General features: G+C 72.0%; 18 protein-coding genes and 1 pseudogene. 6 read left to right on the top strand and 13 right to left on the bottom strand.

All coding sequences use genetic code 11. The features are described 5' to 3' along the window. The first annotated feature begins 157 nt into the window (after window positions 1-157). Genes ACH4DX_RS15325 through ACH4DX_RS15315 form a run of 3 tightly spaced genes read left to right on the top strand, consistent with a single transcriptional unit; the run spans window position 158 to window position 4,432 of the window. Window positions 158-2,416: an MMPL family transporter gene (locus ACH4DX_RS15325; protein ID WP_398155411.1), complete on the top strand. Its 2,259-nt coding sequence runs from the start codon at window positions 158-160 to the stop codon at window positions 2,414-2,416. A gap of 7 nt (window positions 2,417-2,423) precedes the next feature. Further along, window positions 2,424-3,743 carry a sensor histidine kinase gene (locus ACH4DX_RS15320; RefSeq protein WP_398155410.1) on the top strand — a complete coding sequence of 440 codons (1,320 nt, stop codon included), beginning with the start codon at window positions 2,424-2,426 and terminating at the stop codon, window positions 3,741-3,743. Beyond that, on the top strand, window positions 3,740-4,432 hold the full coding sequence (locus tag ACH4DX_RS15315) for a response regulator (protein WP_398155409.1): 693 nt from the start codon (window positions 3,740-3,742) through the stop codon (window positions 4,430-4,432). The genes ACH4DX_RS15320 and ACH4DX_RS15315 overlap by 4 nt, the downstream gene beginning before the upstream one ends. Before the next feature lie 49 nt (window positions 4,433-4,481). Here ACH4DX_RS15315 and ACH4DX_RS15310 read toward each other — a convergent pair whose 3' ends face one another. The 6 genes from ACH4DX_RS15310 to ACH4DX_RS15285 all read right to left on the bottom strand — a co-directional run bounded on the left by ACH4DX_RS15310 (window position 4,482) and on the right by ACH4DX_RS15285 (window position 12,268). Next, a complete protein-coding gene (locus tag ACH4DX_RS15310; RefSeq protein WP_398155408.1) occupies window positions 4,482-5,708 on the bottom strand; it encodes an FAD-dependent monooxygenase in 1,227 nt (408 codons plus the stop codon). Further along, window positions 5,705-7,096: an MFS transporter gene (locus ACH4DX_RS15305; protein ID WP_398155407.1), complete on the bottom strand. Its 1,392-nt coding sequence runs from the start codon at window positions 7,094-7,096 to the stop codon at window positions 5,705-5,707. Before ACH4DX_RS15305 ends, ACH4DX_RS15310 begins: the two co-directional genes overlap by 4 nt. A 204-nt stretch (window positions 7,097-7,300) precedes the next feature. Continuing rightward, a complete protein-coding gene (locus tag ACH4DX_RS15300; protein ID WP_398155406.1) occupies window positions 7,301-8,887 on the bottom strand; it encodes a S41 family peptidase in 1,587 nt (528 codons plus the stop codon). Between the two features lie 100 nt (window positions 8,888-8,987). After that, a complete protein-coding gene (locus ACH4DX_RS15295) occupies window positions 8,988-10,559 on the bottom strand; it encodes an amidohydrolase family protein (protein ID WP_398155405.1) in 1,572 nt (523 codons plus the stop codon). Then, window positions 10,541-11,308, bottom strand: a complete 768-nt coding sequence (locus ACH4DX_RS15290; RefSeq protein ID WP_398155404.1) for a hypothetical protein — start codon at window positions 11,306-11,308, stop codon at window positions 10,541-10,543. The genes ACH4DX_RS15295 and ACH4DX_RS15290 overlap by 19 nt, the downstream gene beginning before the upstream one ends. Before the next feature lie 198 nt (window positions 11,309-11,506). After that, window positions 11,507-12,268, bottom strand: coding sequence for a LysR family transcriptional regulator (locus ACH4DX_RS15285; protein ID WP_398155806.1), 762 nt, complete (start codon window positions 12,266-12,268; stop codon window positions 11,507-11,509). 197 nt (window positions 12,269-12,465) lie between these two features. Here ACH4DX_RS15285 and ACH4DX_RS15280 point away from each other — a divergent pair, with 197 nt between their 5' ends. Further along, on the top strand, window positions 12,466-13,605 hold the full coding sequence (locus ACH4DX_RS15280; protein ID WP_398155403.1) for a serine hydrolase domain-containing protein: 1,140 nt from the start codon (window positions 12,466-12,468) through the stop codon (window positions 13,603-13,605). Between the two features lie 75 nt (window positions 13,606-13,680). On the opposite strand, the gene ACH4DX_RS15275 is transcribed toward ACH4DX_RS15280, so the two are convergent. Both ACH4DX_RS15275 and ACH4DX_RS15270 read right to left on the bottom strand, forming a co-directional pair. Then, a complete protein-coding gene (locus ACH4DX_RS15275; protein WP_398155402.1) occupies window positions 13,681-14,589 on the bottom strand; it encodes a PDR/VanB family oxidoreductase in 909 nt (302 codons plus the stop codon). A 21-nt stretch (window positions 14,590-14,610) separates the two neighbouring features. Beyond that, a complete protein-coding gene (locus tag ACH4DX_RS15270) occupies window positions 14,611-15,240 on the bottom strand; it encodes an MSMEG_1061 family FMN-dependent PPOX-type flavoprotein (RefSeq protein ID WP_398155401.1) in 630 nt (209 codons plus the stop codon). Here ACH4DX_RS15270 and ACH4DX_RS15265 point away from each other — a divergent pair. Both ACH4DX_RS15265 and ACH4DX_RS15260 read left to right on the top strand, forming a co-directional pair. Next, a pseudogene (locus ACH4DX_RS15265) lies at window positions 15,204-15,395 on the top strand (hypothetical protein); the annotation flags it as partial. The gene ACH4DX_RS15270 and the pseudogene ACH4DX_RS15265 sit on opposite strands and share 37 nt — an antisense overlap. Window positions 15,396-15,403: 8 nt before the next feature. Beyond that, entirely contained in the window at window positions 15,404-16,033 is a 630-nt protein-coding gene (locus ACH4DX_RS15260; protein WP_398155400.1) for a TetR/AcrR family transcriptional regulator, read from the top strand. Here ACH4DX_RS15260 and ACH4DX_RS15255 read toward each other — a convergent pair. The 5 genes from ACH4DX_RS15255 to ACH4DX_RS15235 all read right to left on the bottom strand — a co-directional run bounded on the left by ACH4DX_RS15255 (window position 15,996) and on the right by ACH4DX_RS15235 (window position 21,503). After that, window positions 15,996-16,679: a M15 family metallopeptidase gene (locus tag ACH4DX_RS15255; protein WP_398155399.1), complete on the bottom strand. Its 684-nt coding sequence runs from the start codon at window positions 16,677-16,679 to the stop codon at window positions 15,996-15,998. The genes ACH4DX_RS15260 and ACH4DX_RS15255 overlap by 38 nt on opposite strands. A gap of 50 nt (window positions 16,680-16,729) precedes the next feature. Next, a complete protein-coding gene (locus ACH4DX_RS15250; protein ID WP_398155398.1) occupies window positions 16,730-17,917 on the bottom strand; it encodes an alanine--tRNA ligase-related protein in 1,188 nt (395 codons plus the stop codon). 273 nt (window positions 17,918-18,190) lie between these two features. Then, window positions 18,191-19,060 (bottom strand): MBL fold metallo-hydrolase, encoded by an 870-nt coding sequence (locus tag ACH4DX_RS15245; protein WP_398155397.1) that lies wholly within the window; start codon window positions 19,058-19,060, stop codon window positions 18,191-18,193. Between the two features lie 212 nt (window positions 19,061-19,272). Next, a complete protein-coding gene (locus ACH4DX_RS15240) occupies window positions 19,273-20,019 on the bottom strand; it encodes a hypothetical protein (RefSeq protein WP_398122582.1) in 747 nt (248 codons plus the stop codon). A 122-nt stretch (window positions 20,020-20,141) separates the two neighbouring features. Continuing rightward, entirely contained in the window at window positions 20,142-21,503 is a 1,362-nt protein-coding gene (locus tag ACH4DX_RS15235; protein ID WP_398155396.1) for a hypothetical protein, read from the bottom strand. Window positions 21,504-21,585 lie beyond the last annotated feature (82 nt).

The following is a 21,585-nucleotide window of genomic DNA, read 5'->3' as shown; positions in this document are numbered from 1 at the left end:
GTGCGTACGCACCAGGGCACGCCAACGGCTGGTCCCGGTGCACGAGGTGAAGACGGGGGCGGGGGACGATGCCCGGTGGGGTGCCGGAAGGAAGGGTTGGAGGCGTGCGGATCCCGCGCGTTTCCCTTGACCTGACGGTGTCTGGAGTGATCTACGGATGGCGACGTTTCTTTATCGGATCGGACGATGGGCCTTCCGACGGCGCCGGCTCGTGGGTGCTCTGTGGCTGGGTGGCGTTGTCCTCGCCATCGCCGCAGCGGCCCTCGCGCCCGCCGGGGAGGAAGAGGACATCTCCATGCCCGGCACCGAATCGCAGAAGGCCTTCGACCTGCTGGACGAACGCTTCCCCGAGAGCAACTCCCAGGGAGCCGAGGCCCGTCTGGTGTTCCGGGCCCCGGACGGGCAGCGGGTGACGGCCAGGGAGAACAAGGCGGCCGTCAGGGACACGCTCGGTTCGCTGGACGGAGGCGAGCAGGTCTCCGCGACGACCGACCCCTACGAGACAGGCGCCGTCAGCAAGGACGGCACCATCGCCTACTCCACGATCACCTACACCGCGGACGCCGTCGACCTGGACGGGTCGACGAAGAGCGCCCTGGAGCGCGCCGCGGGCCAGGCCAGGGAGGCGGGGCTGACCGTGGAGATCGGCGGCTCGGCCCTGGACGCGGAGGAGTCACCCGGCGGCACCACGGAGCTCATCGGCGTGGCGGTCGCGGCGGTGGTCCTCGTCGTCGCCCTCGGCTCACTGGTCGCGGCCGGCCTGTCACTCCTGACCGCCTTCGTGGGCGTGGCCATCGCCTTCGGCCTGGTCTCCGCGCTCGCCGTACCGCTCGGCCTGACGTCCACCGTCGCCATCCTCGCGCTGATGCTGGGCCTCGCGGTCGGCATCGACTACGCGCTCTTCATCACCTCCCGCTACCGCGACGAGCGAGCCCGGGGCCGTGACCCGGAAGAGGCCGCGGGCCGGGCGGTGGGCACGGCCGGGTCCGCCGTCGTCTTCGCCGGGGCGACCGTCTTCATCGCCCTGGTCGGCCTGGGAGTCGTCGGAATCCCCGAACTCACCAAGATGGGCCTGGGCGGCGCGGGCGCCGTGGCCCTCGCCGTACTCGTCGCGCTGACCCTGACCCCCGCACTGTTCGGGTTCTCCGGCCACAAGGTACTGTCCCGCGCCGTCCGCAAGGGCGCCCGCGCCGGAGCCGAACGCCCACATCCGGAGCCCGCCGGGTCCGGTCGCGAAGGGCTCGGCACCCGCTGGGCACGGTTCGTGCTGCGCCGCCCGGTGGCCGTGCTGCTGACCGCGGGCCTCGGCCTCGGCGCCCTCGCCCTGCCGGCACTGAGCCTCGAACTCGGGCTCCCCGGAGACGAGTCCAAGTCGGTGGAGACCACCCAGCGCCGCGCCTACGACCTGCTGTCGGAGGGCTTCGGCCCCGGCTTCAACGGCCCGCTCACCGTGGTCGTGGACACATCGAAGTCCGCCGACGCCACCCGGGCCACCACGGACCTCGTCGCCAAGACCGTACGAGGAGTGGACGGCGTCGCGTCGGTCGGTGAGCCGGTGCTCAGCAAGTCCGAGGACACCGCCGTCCTGACCGCCGTACCGAAGACCGCGCCGAACAGCGGGGAGACGAAGGACCTGGTGCAGGCGATCCGGGGCGCGGTCTCCGACGTCGAGGCGGACACGGGCGCCGGTGTCCTCGTGACCGGCACCACCGCGATGAACATCGACATCTCCGAAGCCATGTCCGACGCCCTCCTCCCCTATCTGACCGTCGTCATCGGCCTCGCGGTGCTCCTCCTGACGGTGGTGTTCCGCTCGATCCTGGTCCCCGTCAAGGCCGCGCTCGGCTTCCTGCTGTCGGTGGGCGCCGCCTTCGGCGTCCTCGTCGCCGTCTTCCAGTGGGGCTGGGCGGCGGACCTGTTCGGCATCGAGCAGACCGGCCCCGTCATGTCGCTGATGCCGATCCTCGTCATCGGCATAGTGTTCGGGCTCGCCATGGACTACGAGGTCTTCCTCCTCACCCGGATGCGGGAGGCCTACGTCCACGGCGCGTCCCCCGGCGAGGCGATCCTGAGCGGTTTCCGGCACAGCGGACGGGTGGTGGCCGCGGCGGCGATCATCATGATCAGCGTCTTCGCGGGCTTCATCGGCATGAGCAACCCGACCATCCAGGCGATGGGCGTCGGCCTGGCCGCCGCCGTCGCCTTCGACGCCTTCGTGGTGAGGATGGCCATCGTGCCCGCCGTCCTGGCGCTGCTCGGCCACCGGGCCTGGTGGCTGCCCCGTATCCTGACCCGTGTGCTGCCGGACGTGGACATCGAGGGCGAGAAGCTGGGCCGGTACGTACCGGCGCCCGCGGCCGCGCCGGACGCGGCGGCGCCCCGGCACCCCGTAGGCCGCCACGGACAGCGGTACTGAGCCGGTCATGACGCACAGGAGCGGCGGCGGTGGCCCGCTACCACGCGGCAGGTGGTGGCGGGAGGGCGCGACCACGGCGACGGCGTTCGCGCTCTGTCTGCTCGGCGGTGTGCTCCGGGACGACGACAGCTCACTGTCACCACCGTCCGCCGCCGCCTACTTCATCGCCGTGGTGTCCTGTGCCGTGCTGCCGCTGCGGCACCGGGCGCCGCTGCTCGCCATGGCCGTCACCACCGCGAGCGGCGTGCTGGTGCCGCATCTGGGCCTCCTGCTGAGCCCGCTCATCGTGGCCCCCGCCGTGATCACCGCCTACTCGTACGCGCTCGCCGCGCGCACCGAACGGCGCGCTGCGACCCCGGTGGCGCTCACCGCCGTGGGGCTGTTCGCCGCTGCCACCCCTCTGTTCGGTGACCTGTCGTGGAAGGACGCGAGCAGAGTGGGAGCGGTGGCGGTGTTCCCGCTGGTGGCCGGCGTACTCGGGCGCGCGGTGCACAACCGGCGGGCCTACCTTGCGGCCGTGGAGGAGCGCGCCCGGCGCGCCGAGAAGAGCAGGGAGAGCGAGGCGCGCCGGAGAGTGGCGGAGGAACGGGTGCGCATCGCCCGGGAGCTGCACGACCTCGTGGCCCACCAGATCACCCTCGCCAACGCGCAGGCCACAGTCGCGGCCCACCTCTTCGACACCCGCCCCGAGCAGACCCGCAAGAGCCTGCGGGAGCTGGTGGAGACCACCGGCAACGCGCTCGACGAACTGCGGGCCACGGTCGGCCTGTTGCGTCAGACCGGGGACGCGCCCGGGCCCGCGGAACCGGCGCCCGGCCTCTCCGGGCTCCCCACGCTCCTCGAGTCCTTCCGCCGCGCAGGCCTCGCGGTGTCGGTGCACCAGGAAGGCACCGCCAGACCGCTGCCACCGGGACTGGACCTCACCGCCTACCGCATCATCCAGGAAGCCCTGACCAACGTGACCAAGCACGCGGGAACCACCGGCGCCCGGGTGCGCCTGGCCTGGCACCGCGACCGCGTGACCATCACCGTCGCCGACGACGGGAGGAGCCCCCGTACGGCGTCGACCACGGCCACGGGAGGGCGTGCGGCCACGGGACCGCTCGCCTCCACCCTGCCGGAACGTCCGCCCGGCTACGGTCTGATCGGGATGCGGGAGCGTGCCACCGCGGTCGGGGGGCACCTCGAAGCGGGCAGGCGCCCGGAGGGCGGCTTCCTCGTGACCGCCGAACTGCCCCTCCCGCCCGCCAAGGACGCGACGCGGGGGGCTGCCGGAGCGCCAGGTGACGGACGGAAGGCCGACGAAGAGGCAGGGGACACGCCGTGACGCTCCGAGTGCTGCTCGCCGACGACCAGGCCCTGCTGCGCGGTGCCTTCCGGCTGCTGCTCGACTCCGCCGACGACATCACCGTGGTCGGCGAGGCAGCCGACGGCAGGGAGGCGGTGCGACTCACCCGCCAACTGCGCCCGGACGTGGTGGTCATGGACATTCGCATGCCCGAGGTGGACGGTCTCACCGCCACGTCGGAGATCTGCGCGGACCCGGCTCTGCGGGGCAGCCGCATCCTGATCCTCACCACGTACGAGACCGACGAGTACGTCGCGCAGGCGTTGCGCGCGGGAGCCGGCGGCTTCGTCGGCAAGGGCATCGGGGCCGAGGACCTGCTGGCCGCCGTGCGGACGATCGCCGACGGCGACACCCTCCTGTCCCCGGCCGCGACCCGCTCCCTGGTCGCCCGTTTCCTCGCCACACCGGACGGGCCCCCGGCGCACCACGCCGAACGGCTCGCCGTGCTCACCCCGCGCGAACGCGAGATGGTGGCGCTGGTGGCGACCGGCCTGTCCAACCAGGAGATCGCCGAGCGGATGTTCCTCAGCCCCTTCACCGTCCGCGCCCACGTGCAGCGTGCCATGACGAAGCTGGAGGCCCGCGACCGGGCGCAACTCGTCGTCATCGCCTACCGCACGGGCCTGGCCCAGGCAGACCCGGACAGCGGACCCCACCCCCTTGCGTAGCCCGGTCGGGCGTTTCGTCCCCCCGTAGGTCTCTCGGTGCCGCACCGGGTCACAGCGCCGGGGCGAACGGGGGCAGCACCAGGGCCGAGTGAGCCGGTCGGGCCGGCGCCGAGGGCAGGGTGCGGAGGCCGCGCAGCCGGGTGTCGCGCTGTTCCAGGGCGCGCGCCGTGGTGGGGAAGAGCGTGGCCGCACCGCTGTCGACCAGGGCCTGGTTCATGGCGACGAACGCGCGGAGGTCGCGTTCGTAGGCGGCGAACGCCGCGGTGTGGTCCCGGTGCGTGGCCAGGGAGTTGGCGAGCACGTAGGCACCGGCCAGCGCGAGGCTCGTACCCTGCCCGGTGAGGAACGAGGGCGCGTACGCGGCGTCACCGACGAGCGCGACGCGCCCCCTCGTCCAGCGGGGCATGCGGATCTGACCGGCCGTGTCGAAGAACAGGTCGTCCGCGCCGCGCAGGGCGTCGACCATGCCGGGGACCTCCCAGCCCGCGCCCGCGAAGGCAGCGCCCACCAGGTCCCGTTGGGCACCGGGGTCCCGGAGGGCGTCCGACGGCGGTTCCGGACGGTGGAAGTTCAGGAAGGCGTGCAGGTCGGCGGCGTCCCCGACGGCGTAGAGGGCCGCGGCCCTCCCCGGGGAGTTCCACAGCATCAGCTCGTGGGAGAGCCCGAAGGTGTTCGGCACGGTGAAGACGGCGAAGCAGTAACCGAGGTAGCGGTGGAACTGCCCTTCGGGGCCGAACAGGGACTCCCGGGTGGACGAGTGCACTCCGTCGGCGCCGACCACCAGGTCGAACGTACGCTGCCGCCCACTGCGGAAGGTGACGTCGACCCCCCGCTCGTACTGATCGAGGGTGTCGATGGAGTCGTCGAACAGGAACTCCACGTCGTCGCGGACCTCGGCGTGGAGGAGCGCGGCCAGATCCCCACGACGCACCTCGAGGTCCTGCCCCGCGACACCGCCGTCGACGACGCGTGGGTCGAGCGAGGCGATCGTGCCACCGTCGGCGTCGAGGAACGTGCAGCGGCGCGAGCCGATGTGGGCGTCCCGCAGTCGCGGCAGTATGCCCATGCGCCGGACCACTTCCGTCGCCGTGCCGCGGATGTCGATCGGGTAGCCACCGGCGCGCGGTGCGCCTGCCTTCTCGACCACGGTGACCGCGAAGCCGGACCGTCGCAGCCAGTACGCGAGGGCGGGTCCGGAGATGCTCGCCCCGGAGATCAGCACCGTGCGCTTCGCGTGCGTACGCACCTGCGTCGTGAGGCCGTGGGGCGTGGTCATGCCTGGGCTCCTTCGTTCTTCGTGACACGGACGATGAGCAGTGACAGCGCGGCGACGGCGCCGGCTACGGCGAAGCCGGTGGCGAAGGCCGATGCGGTCGGCAGGCCCGTCGTCGAGTCGGCCCCGGCGTCGAGGATCGACCCGCCGACCTGGACGCCGAGGGCGACACCGATCACCCGCGTCACCACGAGCAGACCGGTCGCGATGCCGGTGTCCTCGGTGTCGACGGCGTTCGCGGTGCGGGTGAGCAACGCCGTGGAGGCGACGCCCGCGGCGCCGGCCGTCAGCACCTTGGCGACCACGAGCTGCCACGCGGAGGCGTGCAGTGACGCGAGGGCGGCCATCGTGACCGCCGTGAGGACGGCGCCCGCGGCGAGCACGGCACGCAGACCGGCACGCCGCGCCACGACCCCGCCCACCGCATCGCCCACCGCCCCCGCGATGGCGCCGGGCAGCAGGAACAGGCCGATGTCCGTAGTGCCCAGCCCGAAGCCGTACCCGTCGGCGGACAGCGCGAACAGCTGCGGGAGCAGAAAGGACACCATCCCGAAAGTGGTGGTGATGACCAACGTGAGTACGCACGCGTGCCACATCGCGGGCTTCGCCAGCATGCGCAGATCGACCATGGGTGCGGCCGCCCCGCGCTCGACGGCGACCCACCCGGCCGCGAGGGCGGCCACGACCAGCGCGACGGCACCGGCCCCGAGAGGCGAGAGGCCCGCGCCCGTCACCCGTACGAGCCCGAGCATGAACACGAGCAACGTCCCGCTCAGCAGCACCACGCCGGGCCAGTCGACCCCGTGGTCCGAACGAACCGGCGGATCGTGCGGCATCAGCCGCGCCACGAACAGGGTCGCCACGACGATCACGAGCGTCGGCAGGAGGAACATCCAGTGCCAGGACAGCCCTTCCGCGAGCGGCCCCGCACTGAGCGTCCCCACCATGCCGCCGCCCGTGAACAGCGCCATGACCAGGCCGATCGCCACCCGTGACGCCCGTGCGGGCAGGTGCTTGCGCACCAGGATGAAGGAGAGGGGCAGCGCACCCACCATGACGCCCTGCAACACCTGACCGAGCAGCAGCACCGGCAGGTTGGGCGCCACACCGGCCAGCAGACCACCGGCCGAGACCACCGCCATCAGCAGGACGAGGACCCGCTTTCCGCCGTAGCGGTCGCCGAGTCTGCCGGCGACGGGTGCGACGACCGCGCCGGTGACGAGCAACGTGTTGCCGATCAACGCTCCTTCCGCAGGACCGACACCCAACTCACGTTGCAGCTGGGGGAGCGCGGGCTCCACCACTGACTGCAAGGTGCCGAGGGCGAGTGCCAGGACGCCCAGGGCACCGATCGACAGCCTCCCGATGCGGGCAGGGGAAACCACAGCCATGGACGTCCTTTTCCTCGTCGGGGATCGCGGCCTCCCACACTCCCTTCCGAGGCGCCGCCGGGCATCGTTCCGCACCGCCGTCCACCCCTGGTGCGCCCGGACCAGCCACGCGTCCGCCCTGGTGCCCGCGCACTACTCCCGGTGCGGGTCCGCCGCCCGGTGGTGTGCCGACCCGGTCCGACTCCCAGGCCGCCGGGCCCCCGGTCAGGCGAGCAGCGCGGCGGCCGCGGCCAGGAGGTCCCGGTTCTGGCCGGTGACGTCCCGCCGGGTCAAGTGGTGCAGCTCGTCCGCCTGGACGCCGAGGTCCTCCAGGGGAACGTCGACGTTGCCGCGTGCCCGGGTGGCCCGCCGCAGTGCGACGCGGAACCCGGCGCCGCGCGGCAGTTCGCCGAGCAGCTCGGGCAGCCACACGCGCAGCAGCTCGTGAGTCCACACGTTGGCACCGCCGGCGCCGGTGCGCCGGGCGGTGCCGAGGACGGGCCCGAGGCCGTTGTCCTGGAAACCGGCGGCGAAGATGTCGGCGGCCGAGTAGGACAGCGCGTCGGTGACGAGGACCTTCGGACCCGTATAGCGCGGCAGCCCGGCGGTGATGGCCTCGGGGTCGGTGAGGGGAAAGGCCTGCGAGTACACCTCGCCGGTCTCCACGGCGGCTCGGATCGAGTTCGTCCAGACGCGGAAGGCGGGGTTCGAACGCGCGAGGGCGAGCGCGGCGCGCGTCGTGGGCAGGGAGAAGCTCACCGGGGCTACGGGGTGCGGGCTCAGGACCTGCAAGGCGGACTCCGCGGCGGGGACGTGCCCGCCGGGGTTGCCGCGGATGTCCACGATGAGGCCGTCCGCCGGTCCCCTCGCGACGATCCGGGCCACCTGCTCGGCGAACGACCGGGCGCCCGCGACGTTGAACGAGAAGACGCGCAGGTACCCGTACGAGCGGCCACGGATCCGCAGCGTCCGGTGGCTGACGACGCTGCCGAGCGCCCGCGCGGCGGAACGCCGTGCCCGGGGCGGCGCGAAGAGCGTGCGCTTCACCTGCCGTCGGACCTCGCTGCCCACGTCGATGCCGAGGCTGGTCGCCAGCGTGGGTACGGGGTCCTGCGCGCGCCCCGCGTACTGTTCGGCGGCACGCACGCGCCACGGGACGCGGGTCTCGCGGCGGCGGCCGCCGGGGGAGCGGTAGGCCAGGAGCACCTGGTACTCGTCCGGCGGCGGTCCCGTACGCAGCGGGCGCAGCGTCAGCGACTCCAGGCCGCGGGCCAGGCGCGCGTCGAGGTTGGAGCCCGCCTGGGCGGCGGCGTTGCGCTCGACGGCCCGCTCGATGGGCACCCCGTTCCAGGCGGTGAGTTCGGCTCCGACGTCGAAGCCCGCGTGCACGAGCGAGCGGTCGACCTTGGAGACGATGTGGTGCGGCGTCCCGTCGGGGTCCGCGTACCGCTCGATGAGGAACCCTAGCGTCGCCACCTGTCCCCGGTACGGATCGGGCAGCTGATAGCCGGTGTGCAGGTCGCGCAGGCCCCGGAAGACATCCGTCAGCTCGGCGTGGAACTGCAACTCGCTGAAGGGCTGGAGACGGCGCTCCAGGAGGCGCAGGCGCTGGACGGGTTCGGTGGCGTGCATGGCCCGCTTGAGCGGGAGGTGGACGTACAGCTCCTCCAGCAGCACACGGGCGGCGGCCACCAGCTGGTAGCGGGCGGCGAGCGGCAGCGGGTCGGCCTCGACCCGCTCCATGAACTCCTGGAGCCCGGTCGAATCCGGCAGGGTGCGGGCGGGCTCACCGATCGCGACGGTCGGGCTCATCGGTCGCCGTCCGGCTTCGTCGGCGCGGGCTCACGGCTCGTCGGCGCGGGCTCACGGCTCGTCGGCAATGGCTCCCGGCTCGTCGGCGACCGTCCACGGCTCATCGGTAGTAGTCCGCGAGGTGCTGGAGCTGCGGCACGCCCGCGCGGGCCACCGCGGCGAAGAAGGCGGCGTCGTGGGTGAGCGGGTCCATGCGCGGGACGACCAGGTCCAGGGGGACCTCGCCGGCCGCCGCGAACGCGCCCGTGTCGCCTTCGGGCATGTCGCCGAACAGCGCGAGCGGCGCCTCGGGGTCGTCGAGCGGGCCGCCCCAGTCCGCGAGCGCGTCCTGCGAGGAGCGCCAGGCGGCCACCGGGTCGGCGCGGACCTGCTCCAACGCCCGCTTGACGCCGGGCCAGTCGAGCCGGGCGTCGGTCCTGCCCGGTTCGCGCACCGCCACGCGGCGCCTGCTCCCGGCGACCGTGAGCGTGTCGGTGTCCGTCGCCCCCGCTGCCTCCATCAGGGACGGCGTGCCGTAGAACGGCCTGCCGCGCACCAGCACCAGACGTATGTGGCGTTCGGTGGCGTCGATCAGGTTGCGGTAGGCGTCCTGCGCCGGGTCGTGGTGTTCGAGCACCAGCAGGTCAGCGGCGCTGCCGCGCTGGAGGCGGCCCACGTGCGGGCCCCAGGCGGTCGCCAGGGCGTCCCCGGGGTTCGCGGTGACCATGTCGCACAGCTCGCGGTCGCTGAAGCGCCCGTCGAGCTCGTGGCGGTTGACGGCGTCGGCGACCTTCAGCTCGCCGAGCACGTTCTTGGTGCCCGACGGCGACCAGTCGGAGCCGAGCGCGATGCGCAGCCCCTTCTTGTCCGCCTCGACCACGTTCGTCGTGTCGTGGTACAGCCAGTAGTTGGAGAACGGCGACCACACGACGGTCGCCCTCTCCGCGGGGTTGATCGCGGCCACCGCGCTCTGCCACTTCGTGAAGTCGGCCGCGGTCAGCGCGGTGGCGTGCACGCCGATCAGGCCCGGCTTCAGACATGGTTCGAGGTCCTCGAACTCGCGGTGGACGATCGTACCGACCCTGCCCTCCGCGACGTGGTAGATCAGCAGCCGGGTGCCGTCGAGCTTGGGCGCCCGCTCCTCGCGCAGCACCTCGGCGTCGAGCTGGAGAGCCGCCGTCATCACCATGTCGGCGCCTGCGGGCAGCTTCTCGTTGTCGATGATCCGCAGGAGCCAGCCGTCGACGGAACGCGTCGAGAGCGGGGCGCCCTGTATGGCTGTGGTCCCGCCGATCAGGGCCTTGACCTCGACATACTTGAGGAGCGCCTCGGGCGCGGCCTGGCCCAGCACCTTGGCGGGCCAGGTGACGGACGTCGAGTAGTCCGGGGGGCGCCTCTCGCCGACCCAGCGGTCGTGGTGCTGGTAGGGGACGCCGACGGCTTCCCACAGCGGGAGCGTGTTGTAGAGGAGGTGGTTGTGCAGGTCGATCAGGCCCGGGAGTATCAGCCCGCCGGTGTCGAGCAGCCGGGCCCGGGAGAACCCCGCGGGGGGAGCCTGCCCCGTCGCGCGCACCGCGGTCACGCGGCCGTCGTCACCCACGTACACGTCTCCGGGGTCCAATATCCGGTGGTCGTCGTCGCAGGTGACCACCGTGCCCCGCAGGACGAGGGCCATCAGCTCGGCGCCTTCCACAGCAGCGTGTGCTTGTCGTCGGGCGACGGGCGGCTGACGGAGTTCTGCGGCCCGCCCGCCGTCGCCCGCACCCAGGCGTCGTCGCCAAGGAACTCCGGCGCGCCGAACGGCAGATCACAGCGGGGGACCGCGCTGTAGTCGGACTCCAGGAACTCGGTGCCGTAATTCGGCCCTGTGTTGTCGCCGTCCTCGTCCGGGGTCACCACCTCCCGCAGCTCGGTGACCGCGTCGCGCCAGGCGTCGAGGAGGGCCGCCGGGTCGTGGCTGGAGGGATGGGGGACCTCGACGAGCGGCACCTGCGGGCGTTCGGCCCACAGCCGGACCGCCTCCCGCGCCATGAACCCCATGGCGACGACGGCCTGGAGGGTGGGGTCCGTGGCCCGGTCGAAGACGGCGTTGCGCCACCGCTTCTGCTCCGGGTCGTCGAGGCGCTCCTTCATGGCGAAGGCCTGGCTCGGGTGGACGGCGTAGGCCCAGGCGTTGAGGCATACGTAGGAGCGGCTCAGGCCGAGCTTGGTGAGGAACCCCTGGACGCGCTGGCCGGCGTTGCCGACGAGGCTGCGCCCGGCGATCCGCTCGGTGGGGCCGGGGTCGGAGGCCACGACGAGCACGCGGGCCGAGCCGTCGAGGCGACCGCGATAGAAGATCGGCCCCCAGTCGAACCAGAAGGCGTCCTTGACGGGAGGATCGGGCACCTGCGTCAGCAGGTCGGCGAACTGGGCCGTAGGCCCGCGGTCGAACTCCGGCATGGGTCAGCGCCTCCTAGCCGGCCGGGCGGCGTGCGCCCGCGAGCTCGGACAAGGGGCTCAAGACGGAGGGCTCGGCGGCCGCAACCCGGCGTACACCATCAGTGGATCACTCACCACTGATCGGCGCAAATGGGGGCATACCGGGTCATGCCGCGGACGTGTCCGCCCTCGCGGCAGTCGGCGGGAACCCGGGCCGCGTCACAGGCCGAGCAGCCCGAGGAAGGCCGAGGCCGCGGGCGACGGCGGGAACCGGCTCCAGACGACGCGCTCCACCCGTACGGGCCCGTCGGTGACCGGAACACGGCGCACGCCGTGCAGCGCGGCGGCGAACCTCCCGGGCAGCAGGGCCACGCACAGGCCGCTGCGGACCATCCGGGCTATGAGCTCGACACCGGACACCTCGAAGGCGACCTCGCGCCGCAGCCCGCCCGCCGCGAACGCCCGGTCCGACTGCGCGCGGGCGGCGCTGCCCTCGGCGGCCGCGTCCAGTCGACCGTCACGCACCTGCTCGACGAGCCGCTCGCTGGATCCCGCCCGCAGGCTGATCCGCACCTGGGGGTGGCTCAGGCGGTAGTCCCGCAGTACGGCCGGCAGGTCGACGGCCGTCACGGTGGGGATCGATCCGACGGTCAGCCTGCCCCGTACCTCCCCGGTGGCCGCGGCCACCTCCGCGCGGGCCCGCTCTGCTGCCTCCAAGGACTGGCGGGCGGCGGGCAGAAAGGCCTCACCGGCGGCGGTCAGCCGCATCCGGCGGCTGGTCCGCTCGAAGAGCCGGGCGCCCAGTTCCTTCTCCAGACGGGCAACTTGGTGGCTGAGGGCGGACTGCACGACGTGGCACCGTTCGGCGGCGCGGGTGAAGCTCGCCGTCTCCGCCACAGCGAGGACGTAGCGCGTCTGCTGGAGATCCGCCCCGGCGAGCGCTTCGGTGCGCGGGGCACCGCCATCTCCCTCTACGTGCAGGCCCCGGACGGAAACACCGTGGAGCTGCGCTGGTACCCGCAGGCGTCCTGACCCGGTGCCGGCGAGCGCCCCGACGAGAAGTCCGGGGCTCTGCTCAACCACGCCGCGCCTGTTCGCGGTCCTGCTAGTCGGTACCCCGATGTGCAGACAGCGAGGAGCAGGGAATGACGTTACGCATGAGATCCAGGGCCGCCGTCGTGAGTGTAACGGCGGCAGCGGTGGCGGCGACCGCCCTCGCGGGCCCCGCCCGGGCGGAGCCGGACACCGCCACCGCGAGGGACGGGCACCGCGCGACGCAACGGGCCATGGACGCGGCCGTCAAGTCGGGCACGCCCGGTGTCACGGCCGCGGCCCGGGACGCCGAGGGCGTCTGGAAGTCGGCGTCGGGGAAGGGCAACCTCAAGACGGGTGAGCCGCGCGGCAAGGACGACAGGTTTCGCGTCGGCAGCATCACCAAGACGTTCGTGTCGACCGTTCTGCTCCAGATGGAGGACGAGGGCAGACTCGGCCTCGACGACACCGTGGAACGCCATCTGCCGGGCCTGGTACGGGGCAACGGCAACGACGGCAGCAAGATCACCGTACGGCAGCTGCTCAACCACACCAGCGGCCTCTTCGACTACCTGGCCGACGAGAAGTACTGGGCCACGTACATGGAAGGCGACGGCTACCTCAAGCACCGCTACGACACCCTGCCGCCGCGCAAGCACGTCAAGGTGGCGCTCTCCCACAAGCCGCTGTTCGAACCCGGTGCCGACCACGACTACTCCAACACCAACTACGTACTCGCCGGACTGATCGTCGAGAAGGTGGGGGGCAGGACGTACGAGGCGGAGGTGCGCGACCGCATTATCAAGCCGCTGGGCCTGAAGGCCACTTCCCAGCCCGGCAACAGCATCCGACTGCCGCAGCCGAGCAGCCGCGGCTACGCCAAGCTGTTCCCCGCGCAGCCGGACCGGATCGACGACATCACCGAGATGAACGGCTCGCAGGGCTGGGCCGACGGCGACATCATCTCCAGCGCCCATGACCTGAACCGGTTCTACAGCGCGCTGCTGCGCGGAAAGCTGCTCTCGCCCAAGCAGCTCAAGGCGATGAAGACCACCGTCAGCAGCCCCCAGAGGCCGAACACGTTCTACGGGCTCGGCCTCCAGCGCTTCAGGACGAGCTGCGGCACGACGGTGTGGGGGCACGGCGGCGGGATGGTGGGGTGGCTCTCCCTGGCCACCAGCACCGCGGACGGCCGCCACCAGTTCTCCTTCAACTACAACGGGGACTGGGACGGCGGTTCGATGACGGCCCTCCTGAACGCCGAGTACTGCGGCTCGTCCGCCTAGGCACGAGCCCCCGCGCCCGGCCCGCCACGGGAGGTGGCTCCGGCCGCACGCGCACCACAGCCCGGCGGGAGCCGGTCAGAGGTCGACGACCAGTTCCGGGGTGAGCGCGCGCGACACGCACGCGTAGACGCGGCCCTCGGGGGCGCCGATGTCGTCCCGGTGTTCCGGGCTGCCGGAGAGCACGGTGAGTTCACAACTCCCGCAGACACCCTCGCGGCAGCCCGCGGGCACCGGGAGTCCGGCGCGGTTCAGGGCGTCCAGGAGGGACTGGTCGGCGGGGACGGGGACGGTTCGTCCCGAGCGTGCGCACACCGCGTCGAACGGCGTGTTGGCGGGGAAGACCCGGGCGGCCGGGCGGAAGCGTTCCGTGTGCAGCTGCCCGGCAGGGAAGGCGGCCCGCGCGGCGGCGATCATCGGGGCCGGGCCGCAGCAGTAGACCAGGGTGCCCGGCGCCAGGTCGCAGGCCAGGGCGGTCAGGTCCGGTCTGCCGTCCTTGTCGGTGGCGACGAGCCGCACCCGGTCGCCGTGGCGTGCGCGCAGCTCCTCGGCGAACGGCATGGCCGACGCCGACCGGCCCACGTGGACCAGGGTGGCGGGGATGTCCGCCATAATGGCCGCGGACAGCATCGGCAGCAGCGGAGTGACGCCGATGCCGCCCGCCAGGAAGAGGTACCGCGGTGCGGGCAGCAGCGGAAAGTGGTTGCGGGGCAGCGACACCTCGAGGGCGCGGCCCGGGCGGAGGTAGTGGTGGATGTACTCCGAACCGCCCCGGCTGAGCGGGTCGTGCCGCACCGCGACGCGGTAGTGCTCCGCGTCGGCGGGGTCGCCGCACAGTGAGTACGAGCGGGTGAGCCAGTTCGGCAGGGACAGGTCGATGTGGGCGCCCGGGTCCCAGGGGGCCAGCGGCCCGGTGGTGCCGCGCAGGACGAGCGAGACGACGCCATCGGCGACGTGTTCGATGCGGTCGATCACGGTGTGCTGCATGGCTGATGCACCTGAGCCTTCTCAGTACAGGGTCTGATAGGCCTCTTCGAGGCCCGCGTCGAGGACCTCGGGGGCGATGGGCAGGTCGAGCTGGGCGGTGGTCATCTCACCGACCGAGGGCATCTCGGCGGCCAGTGCCTGGCTCGCGGGGTCCCACAGCCGGGAGCGGACCAGCGCGCGACCGCAGTGGAAGTAGGCCTCCGCCACCTCGATGACCAGCGCCAGTTCGGCCTCTCGCCCCTCGGTGTGCATACGGGCGAGGACATCGGGTTCGTCGGTTGCGTACGCGCTGCCGTTGACGCGCAGCGTCTCCCGCATGCCGGGGATGAAGAAGCACATCCCGACGCCGTCGTTCTCCGCCAGGTTGCGGAAGGAGTCCGCGAGCTTGTTGCCGGGCCGGTCGGGCAGGGCGAGCGTGTGCTCGTCGAGCACCTTCACGAAGCCCGGGTAGTCACCGCGCGGCGAGCAGTCGGCGCGGCCCGCGTCGTCCGCTGTCGCCAGCGTCAGGAAGGGCGAGTGGGCGATGAAGCGGCGGAAGTGCTCGTCGATACGGTCGAGGATCTTGGCCTCGACCAGGGCGTCGGGCGCGCCGAGCCGCGCACGGACCTCGGCCGGTGAGAGCCGCCTCGGGCGGGCACTGGCATGCGTCACAAGGATTCCTCGGTTCCGTAAGTCCGCAAGTCCGTGCGGGGGAGCGGTCCCGACCGCGTGACAGCAGCCATCGGGCTCTGCCTTCCCGCAGGTCGTGGCACTATTGTGAGCAATTACTCGTATCTTGCGCCACTCGCTTTCGCAGCGCTTCCAGGAGGTGCCAATGGCGGCGGACCCGCGGTCGCTCCGCGCACGTAAACAGCCGCGACAGGCACGGGCGGAACTCACCCGGCAGCGCATCCTCGCCGCGGCTGCTCACGTTTTCGCCGAACACGGGTACGCCGCGGGGACCACAAACCGCATCGCGGAGCGGGCGCGGGTCTCGATCGGATCGCTGTACCAGTACTACCCGAACAAGGACGCGATCCTTCTCGATCTCGTGACCCGGCACCTCGACGCCGGAGCGATCTCGCTCAAGGAGCGCCAGGACGGCGAACAGCCCGCATCCCTCGAAGCCGTCCTGCGCGCCTTCGTGCGGGCCGTGATCGACAATCACCTCGACGACCCGAAGCTCCTCCAGGTCATGGCGGAACAGACGCCACGCGCCCCCGAACTCCTGGAGAGGATGGCCAGGAGCGAGCAGGAACAGGTCGACTTCACCCGGGACCTGCTCGCACGGCATCCGGAGGTCCACGTCACCGACATCGACACCGCCGCCCGCCTGGTCGTGTCCACGGAGCAGCTCGTCCATCAGCTCGTCGCCGCGCCGCGCCCCGTCGACGCCCGCCGTCTCGAGGACGAACTCGTCGCCATGCTCACCCGCTATCTGACGGCCGCGCCCGTACCGGACTGACGTCCGTGGGGCCGTAGAGGGCCTTGGCGTGACCGCTGAGCAGAGCCCAGTAGCGGTCCCCGAAGGACCAGTGCCACCACTCCGTCGGATAGTTCACCAGACCCGCGGCCGTCAGCACGGAGCCGAGCAGCTTCCGGTGCCTGCGGGCCTCCTCGCTGATGCCGGGGGCGTCGGTGTAGCAGGCGCCCGCGCTCTCCTCCGGGTCCGCGTTCATCGGTGTGCCGAGGTCCAGCTCGCGCCCTTCGGCGTCGGCCAGCGTGAGGTCGACGGCCGCGCCCGCGCTGTGCGGGGCGATGTCGGGCGGTGACACATAGCGGCTCGTGGCCGAGTGGATCTGCTGGTGGGTCCACTCGGGGTGGGCGGCGCGCAACTGGTCGGCGTACTCCTCGAAGTACTCCCGCTGGAGTGCGGGCGGCCGGTACCCCTCCACGAACAGCAGCCGCACTCCCGGCGGGAGGAGCGTCTGGGCATGGAGCAGCCGGTTCAGCACACCCTCCCGGAGGTACGCGAAGACGCCCGCCGCATCCTGCTCACGCGTGTCGACCAGCAACGAGCCGCCGCGGCGGACGTCCACGAGCCCTTCGCCGCACTCCACGACGGGTATGGCGGCGACTTCGGGGTCCGACATCAAGACGATCTGATTCATGGCGTGATCATCCCGTACACCTGGACGCGGGTGCGGCGCGCGGGGCGTGTTCACCGGTCCTGCCGTTCCTGCTGTTCCTGCCGCAGGCTCGTGACGAGCTCGCGCGGCAGGCCGTGGGTGTCGTGGAGGTAGTGGAAGTCCTCGTCGCGCAGCGGCTTCTGGAACCGCGGCCGGGCGAGTACCTGCCGACCGCGCTCCAGCAGCCGACGGAAACGCCGCTCCTCCTCGGCCAACTGCCGGCGCACGTCACCGGGATCCATGTCCTGCCGGAAGTGGTCCAGGGTGTGCAGGACCAACTCCTCGGGCAGGTCGCCGAGTTCACGCGAGGGGTCGTCGCGCCACAGTACGGTCAGGACGCGTCGTACGAGGCGGCGCAGTACGTACCCCCTTCCGGTGTGGGCCGGGCGCACCCCGTCGCCGAGGATCACGACGGCCGAACGCAGGTGGTCCTGGGCCAGGCGGAGCGAGGGCTCGTCCAGTGGCCACAGGGCCGGTACGAGGCGGCGCCAGGGGGCGAAGACGTCGCACTCGAACACGGACGACTTGCCCTGGAGCAGGGCGGCGAGGCGCTCGAGGCCGAGGCCGGTGTCGATGTTGCGCTGCGGCAGCGGCACGAGGGAGCCGTCGTCGAGCCGCCGGTGGCGCATCATCACGTGGTTCCACACCTCCACCCAGCGGTCGTCGCGGGTGGGTGTCGACCGGGGCGGTGTGTCCCCGCTCCAGAAAAAGATCTCCGAGTCGGGGCCGCACGGGCCGACCGGCCCGTTGGACCACCAGTTCTCGCCCTCGGTCAGCTCGACGGGCACCCCGAGGTCCTGCCACACCCGAAGCGAGGCGTCATCGGGCCCCGTCCTGTCGTCACCGCCGTACACGGTGGCATGCAGCAGCCCCGGATCCACCCCGAGCCCCTCGGTGAGCAGCCGGTACCCCCAGTCGAGGCTCTGAGGGCCCTCGTAGTCCCCGAGCGACCAGGTGCCGAGCATCTCGAACACCGTCAGATGGGTGTCGTCACCGACCTCGTCCAGGTCGGTGGTGCGCAGGCAGCGCTGCACATTGACCAGGCGCCTGCCCAGGGGATGCGGGCGCCCCTCCAAGTACGGTGTGAGCGGATGCATGCCGGAGGTGGTGAACAGGACCGGGTCGCCGGGCGGCGGCAGCAGGCTCGAGCCGGTGATCCGGTGGTGTCCCCGCTCCTCGAAGTACTCTACGAACGTGCGGACGATCTGTTCCGTGTGCATGGGGGTGGCTCCTTTGCGTCACAGCGAGGGAGGCACCGGACAACGGAACCGCGCCGGCCATCACACCGAAGCGAAGGACAGGAACGCCACGGAAGCACCGACGGGCCGTTTCCGGTCGCCGGTGGGAAGGGAAGGTCAGACGGCGGCAACCGGCGAGCTGGTCGCTCGCGCGGTCGCGGTGAGGCCTGGGCCGGTGACGTTCATGGGGTGACAGTAACGCGCCCTGCCTCACGAGGCACGTGAATTATCCGTCGGGGGCCCGGCCCCCGAGGATCACCAGCGGAGTGCCGTGAAGTCGATCGGCTGGGGGCGGAGCAGGCGGGTGCGCTCGGACAGGGCCCGCAGGCGGTGGGACATCTCGTCGGCGGGGAGGTGGCGGCGGTCACCGTGGCCCGGCAGGACCCATGCGAAGCGCAGCCGGTCGGCGGTCCTTGCCAGGGAGGTGGCGAGCTCCTCGATGGAGTACCAGGTGACGCTCTCCGCGACTGCGAGGTCGGCGGTGGTGCGGGACCAGTAGAAGCTGTCGCCGCTGAAGCAGTACCGGTCGTCCGCGAGGTAGAGCACACTGCCTCGGGTGTGGCCGGGCAGCGGGTGGGCGGTGACTCCCGCGTCGATCTCCACGGGTTCGATGCCCCGGATGACCCGGTCGGCGTCCGGTGCCGCGTCCAGGTCGCCCTCGTGGATCCACAGCCGGGCGCCGAAGTGGTCCGCGTAGCGGCGGCCGTGCGCGGCGTGGTCGCGGTGGGTGAGCAGTACGTCGGTGACACGGCCGGATGCCTCGTACCGCGCGGCGAGGGCACGGCTCCAGCGCGGGGTGTCGATCATCATGGCCGTGCCGGAGGGCCGCAGCAGCAGATAGGCGTTGGCTCCCGCAGTGTGCGGTGAGTTGTGCCCGCAGATCAGTACGGTGTCGTCCAGGGGCATCGGGAAGGGGTCGCGTCCCGGGTCCGTCCGCCCCGTCGTCGGCCGGATCGAGCGTGTGGGGCAGGCGAAGACGGCCGCGTGCAAGCGCCGTGTCTCCTCCTCGTCACGGGGCGGGCGCAGGACCCGGGACTTCCCCCGGGACTCGACGATCAGCTCGGGTGCGAACTGCCGGGCGACATCGCAGTTGGTGCAGCGGTCGTCCACGTACCAGCCGTCCACGGCGGGACTCCTTCCTTAAGGTGCGGCCCCGACCGGGGCCGCACCTCCAGGATTCCCACCCGCTGCCGGAACCGGTAGACCCACCCGTTCTTGTACTTCCGGCTCCGTGCCCATCTCGCCACCCGCGGGGACGGTGCCCCTTTTGCGGCACTTAATGACGTTTCATTCGATGCCGCGAGCTCAGGAGTCGGCGCGCTCACGACGTACGGCGCTCACGACTTCGCGAGCTGCCGCGGGTCGACGGTGTCGCCCGCCGCGGGCTGCTCCGGGCGTACGTCCTTGCCGTAGTCGCCGAAGGTGGCGGTGCTGGGACGCTTCCCGCCCTCTGTCGTGGTGCGCAGGATGTACGGCTCGCCCTCGGTGGCCACGTACAGCGTCTGCGTCTCGCCGGACGACGCCTTCTTCGTGAGCTTGATGGCCTCCTGGCCGTCCACCGTCGTCGTGCCGCCCTTCTTCATGCCCTTGCGTGCGGACTTGTCCTCGTCCATCGACGCGACCAGGCTCTGCTTGTCGCACAACCCCTTGGTGACAGCGTCGTCGGCGGGCATCTTCGCCCACTTGTCCCGCAACTTCGGGATCGCCTTCGCGGCACCCGGCTGCCCCTTGAGCGAAGCCTTCCAGTACTGCTCGTCGCCGCGCAGGTAGAGCGTGTCACCGATGTGCCGCACGTCGGCCCGCGTGCCCTGGATCCGAAGGGTGCCGTCGCAGTTCTTCTGCTTGTCGACGGAGAGGTCGAGGGTGAGGGACTTGCCGTCGGGCTGCCGCGTATCGCCCTTGACGTGCAGGGACTCGGCCTTCTTCGTGGCCGCCACGGCCTTGTCGGCGATCTGGTCGGCGCTCTCCCCGGAGAAGGGCTTCTTCGAGCCGTCCGAGTCCTTCCCGTCGTCTCCGCAACCTGCCAGGAGCGCACCCGAGACACCGACAACGGTCATCGCGGCCAGCAGTTTGGTTCCACGCAAGGTGAACATCTCCCTCCCCTGGAACGCACCATCGCGTTCCGAACGGTGACGGCCTCGAAGTGGACCGCTGTTCGTGCCGTTACCCGCGAATCAGGTTCCTGCACACGGCATGTGACGTTCAATCAGGGGCGGGGGAGAGGTGTCGCCCGCGCCCCGTGGCGCACCGTACGGACGAACACGTCCTGGACGCCGTTGGTGTCGTCCGTGACGAACCCGTCGCTGTCGTGGCCACCGAAGACGACGGTCCGCGCGCGGGCGTCCATCCTCGCGTCCACGGCGTTCGCCGGCTTGCCGTCCTTGTCCGGTGACACCAGGACGTCGGCGCCGGTCCGCAGGTCACGCAGGTACTCGGCGTCCTCGGTGGTGTGGACCGGCCAGGTGTCGAGCAGCAGCTTCGAGCCGTCGGCGGAGACACCGTCCACGGACAGGACGCCCTCGGGGCCCGGCAGGACCGCGTCGATCCGGGTGACCTCACCGGTGCGCAGATCGCGTACGAACGGGTTGTGGCTGCCGTTGGGGTCCTTGCCGGGCACCAGGTCGGAGGCGGGGGAGTCGAAGGCGAGGGTGGAGCCGTCGAAGCTGAGCAGCGGGCCGGTGGCGGGACCGTTCGCCGGGGTGCCGTCGTGCGTGGTGTCGGCCTGGGTCTCGCCGCCGGTGGCACGGTCGTGGACGTACAGGTCGGACCAGTCACCGCGGGGCGGGGTGCCGTGCACGTGCTGGTAGGCGACCTTGCTGCCGTCGCCGCTCAGCGACGGGGCGCGGAAGCCGCGGTGGCCCTCGTCGGGGCCCACGGGGAAGCTCACCAGCTCGGTGCGCCCGGCACGCAGGTCGCGCAGGTAGACGGCCTGCGCCCCGACGGTGGCCGGGTCGGTGTCGTGGACGAGGAAGGCGACGGTGCGGCCGTCCGCGGAGATCGCGGGCGAGCCGCCGTTCTCGTACCCGATGGGCAGGTCGACGTCGGCACGCTCGGTCCGCCCGGTGCCCAGGTCCTGGACGACGACGGCGCTCGTGTCACCGTCCTGCGCCGTGTAGGCGAGGTGGCGGCCCCCTGCGCTGAGCACCGGTGAGTGAATCGGGCCCAGCGGGTCCTCGACGCGCTGGAGCCCGCCCTTGCGCAGATCACGTACGAACACGTCGGCCCGGCCGTTGGTGTCGCCAGGGACGAGGTTGGTGGCGTCCGAGGTGAACGCGACCACACGGCCGTCGGCGCTGATGACGGGGTTCCCGGACGAGCCGTCCGCCGGGCCGCCGTCGGCGGCGACACTGATCAGCCGGGTGGCTCCGGTGCCCGGGCGCCGGTACTCCGGGGCGAGTGCGGTCCGGTACTCCGGCGCGCGTGCGGTCCGGTACTGCGTCGCCGGCGTGTCGGCCGGGGTAGCCGCGGCCGCGGGCAGGGCCGCGGCCGAGAGTAAGAGGGCGAGGACGCCCCCGCCCGCCGACCGGATCGCTCCGCCGCGTCCCCGCTGTCTGCCGGCTCTCGTCATGTCGTCCTCCCGAAACCCTGTCGACCCGGCCCGCTGCCGGGTCCAGCGGGGATGCAAGCGCACACGGGGCGGTCGGGTCAAT

This window comes from Streptomyces sp. NPDC017940 (assembly GCF_044328435.1).
In the GTDB taxonomy this organism is placed as follows: Bacteria; Actinomycetota; Actinomycetes; order Streptomycetales; family Streptomycetaceae; genus Streptomyces.
The sequence above is the reverse complement of the archived record's forward strand: the minus strand, read 5'-3'. Positions and strand labels throughout refer to the sequence as shown.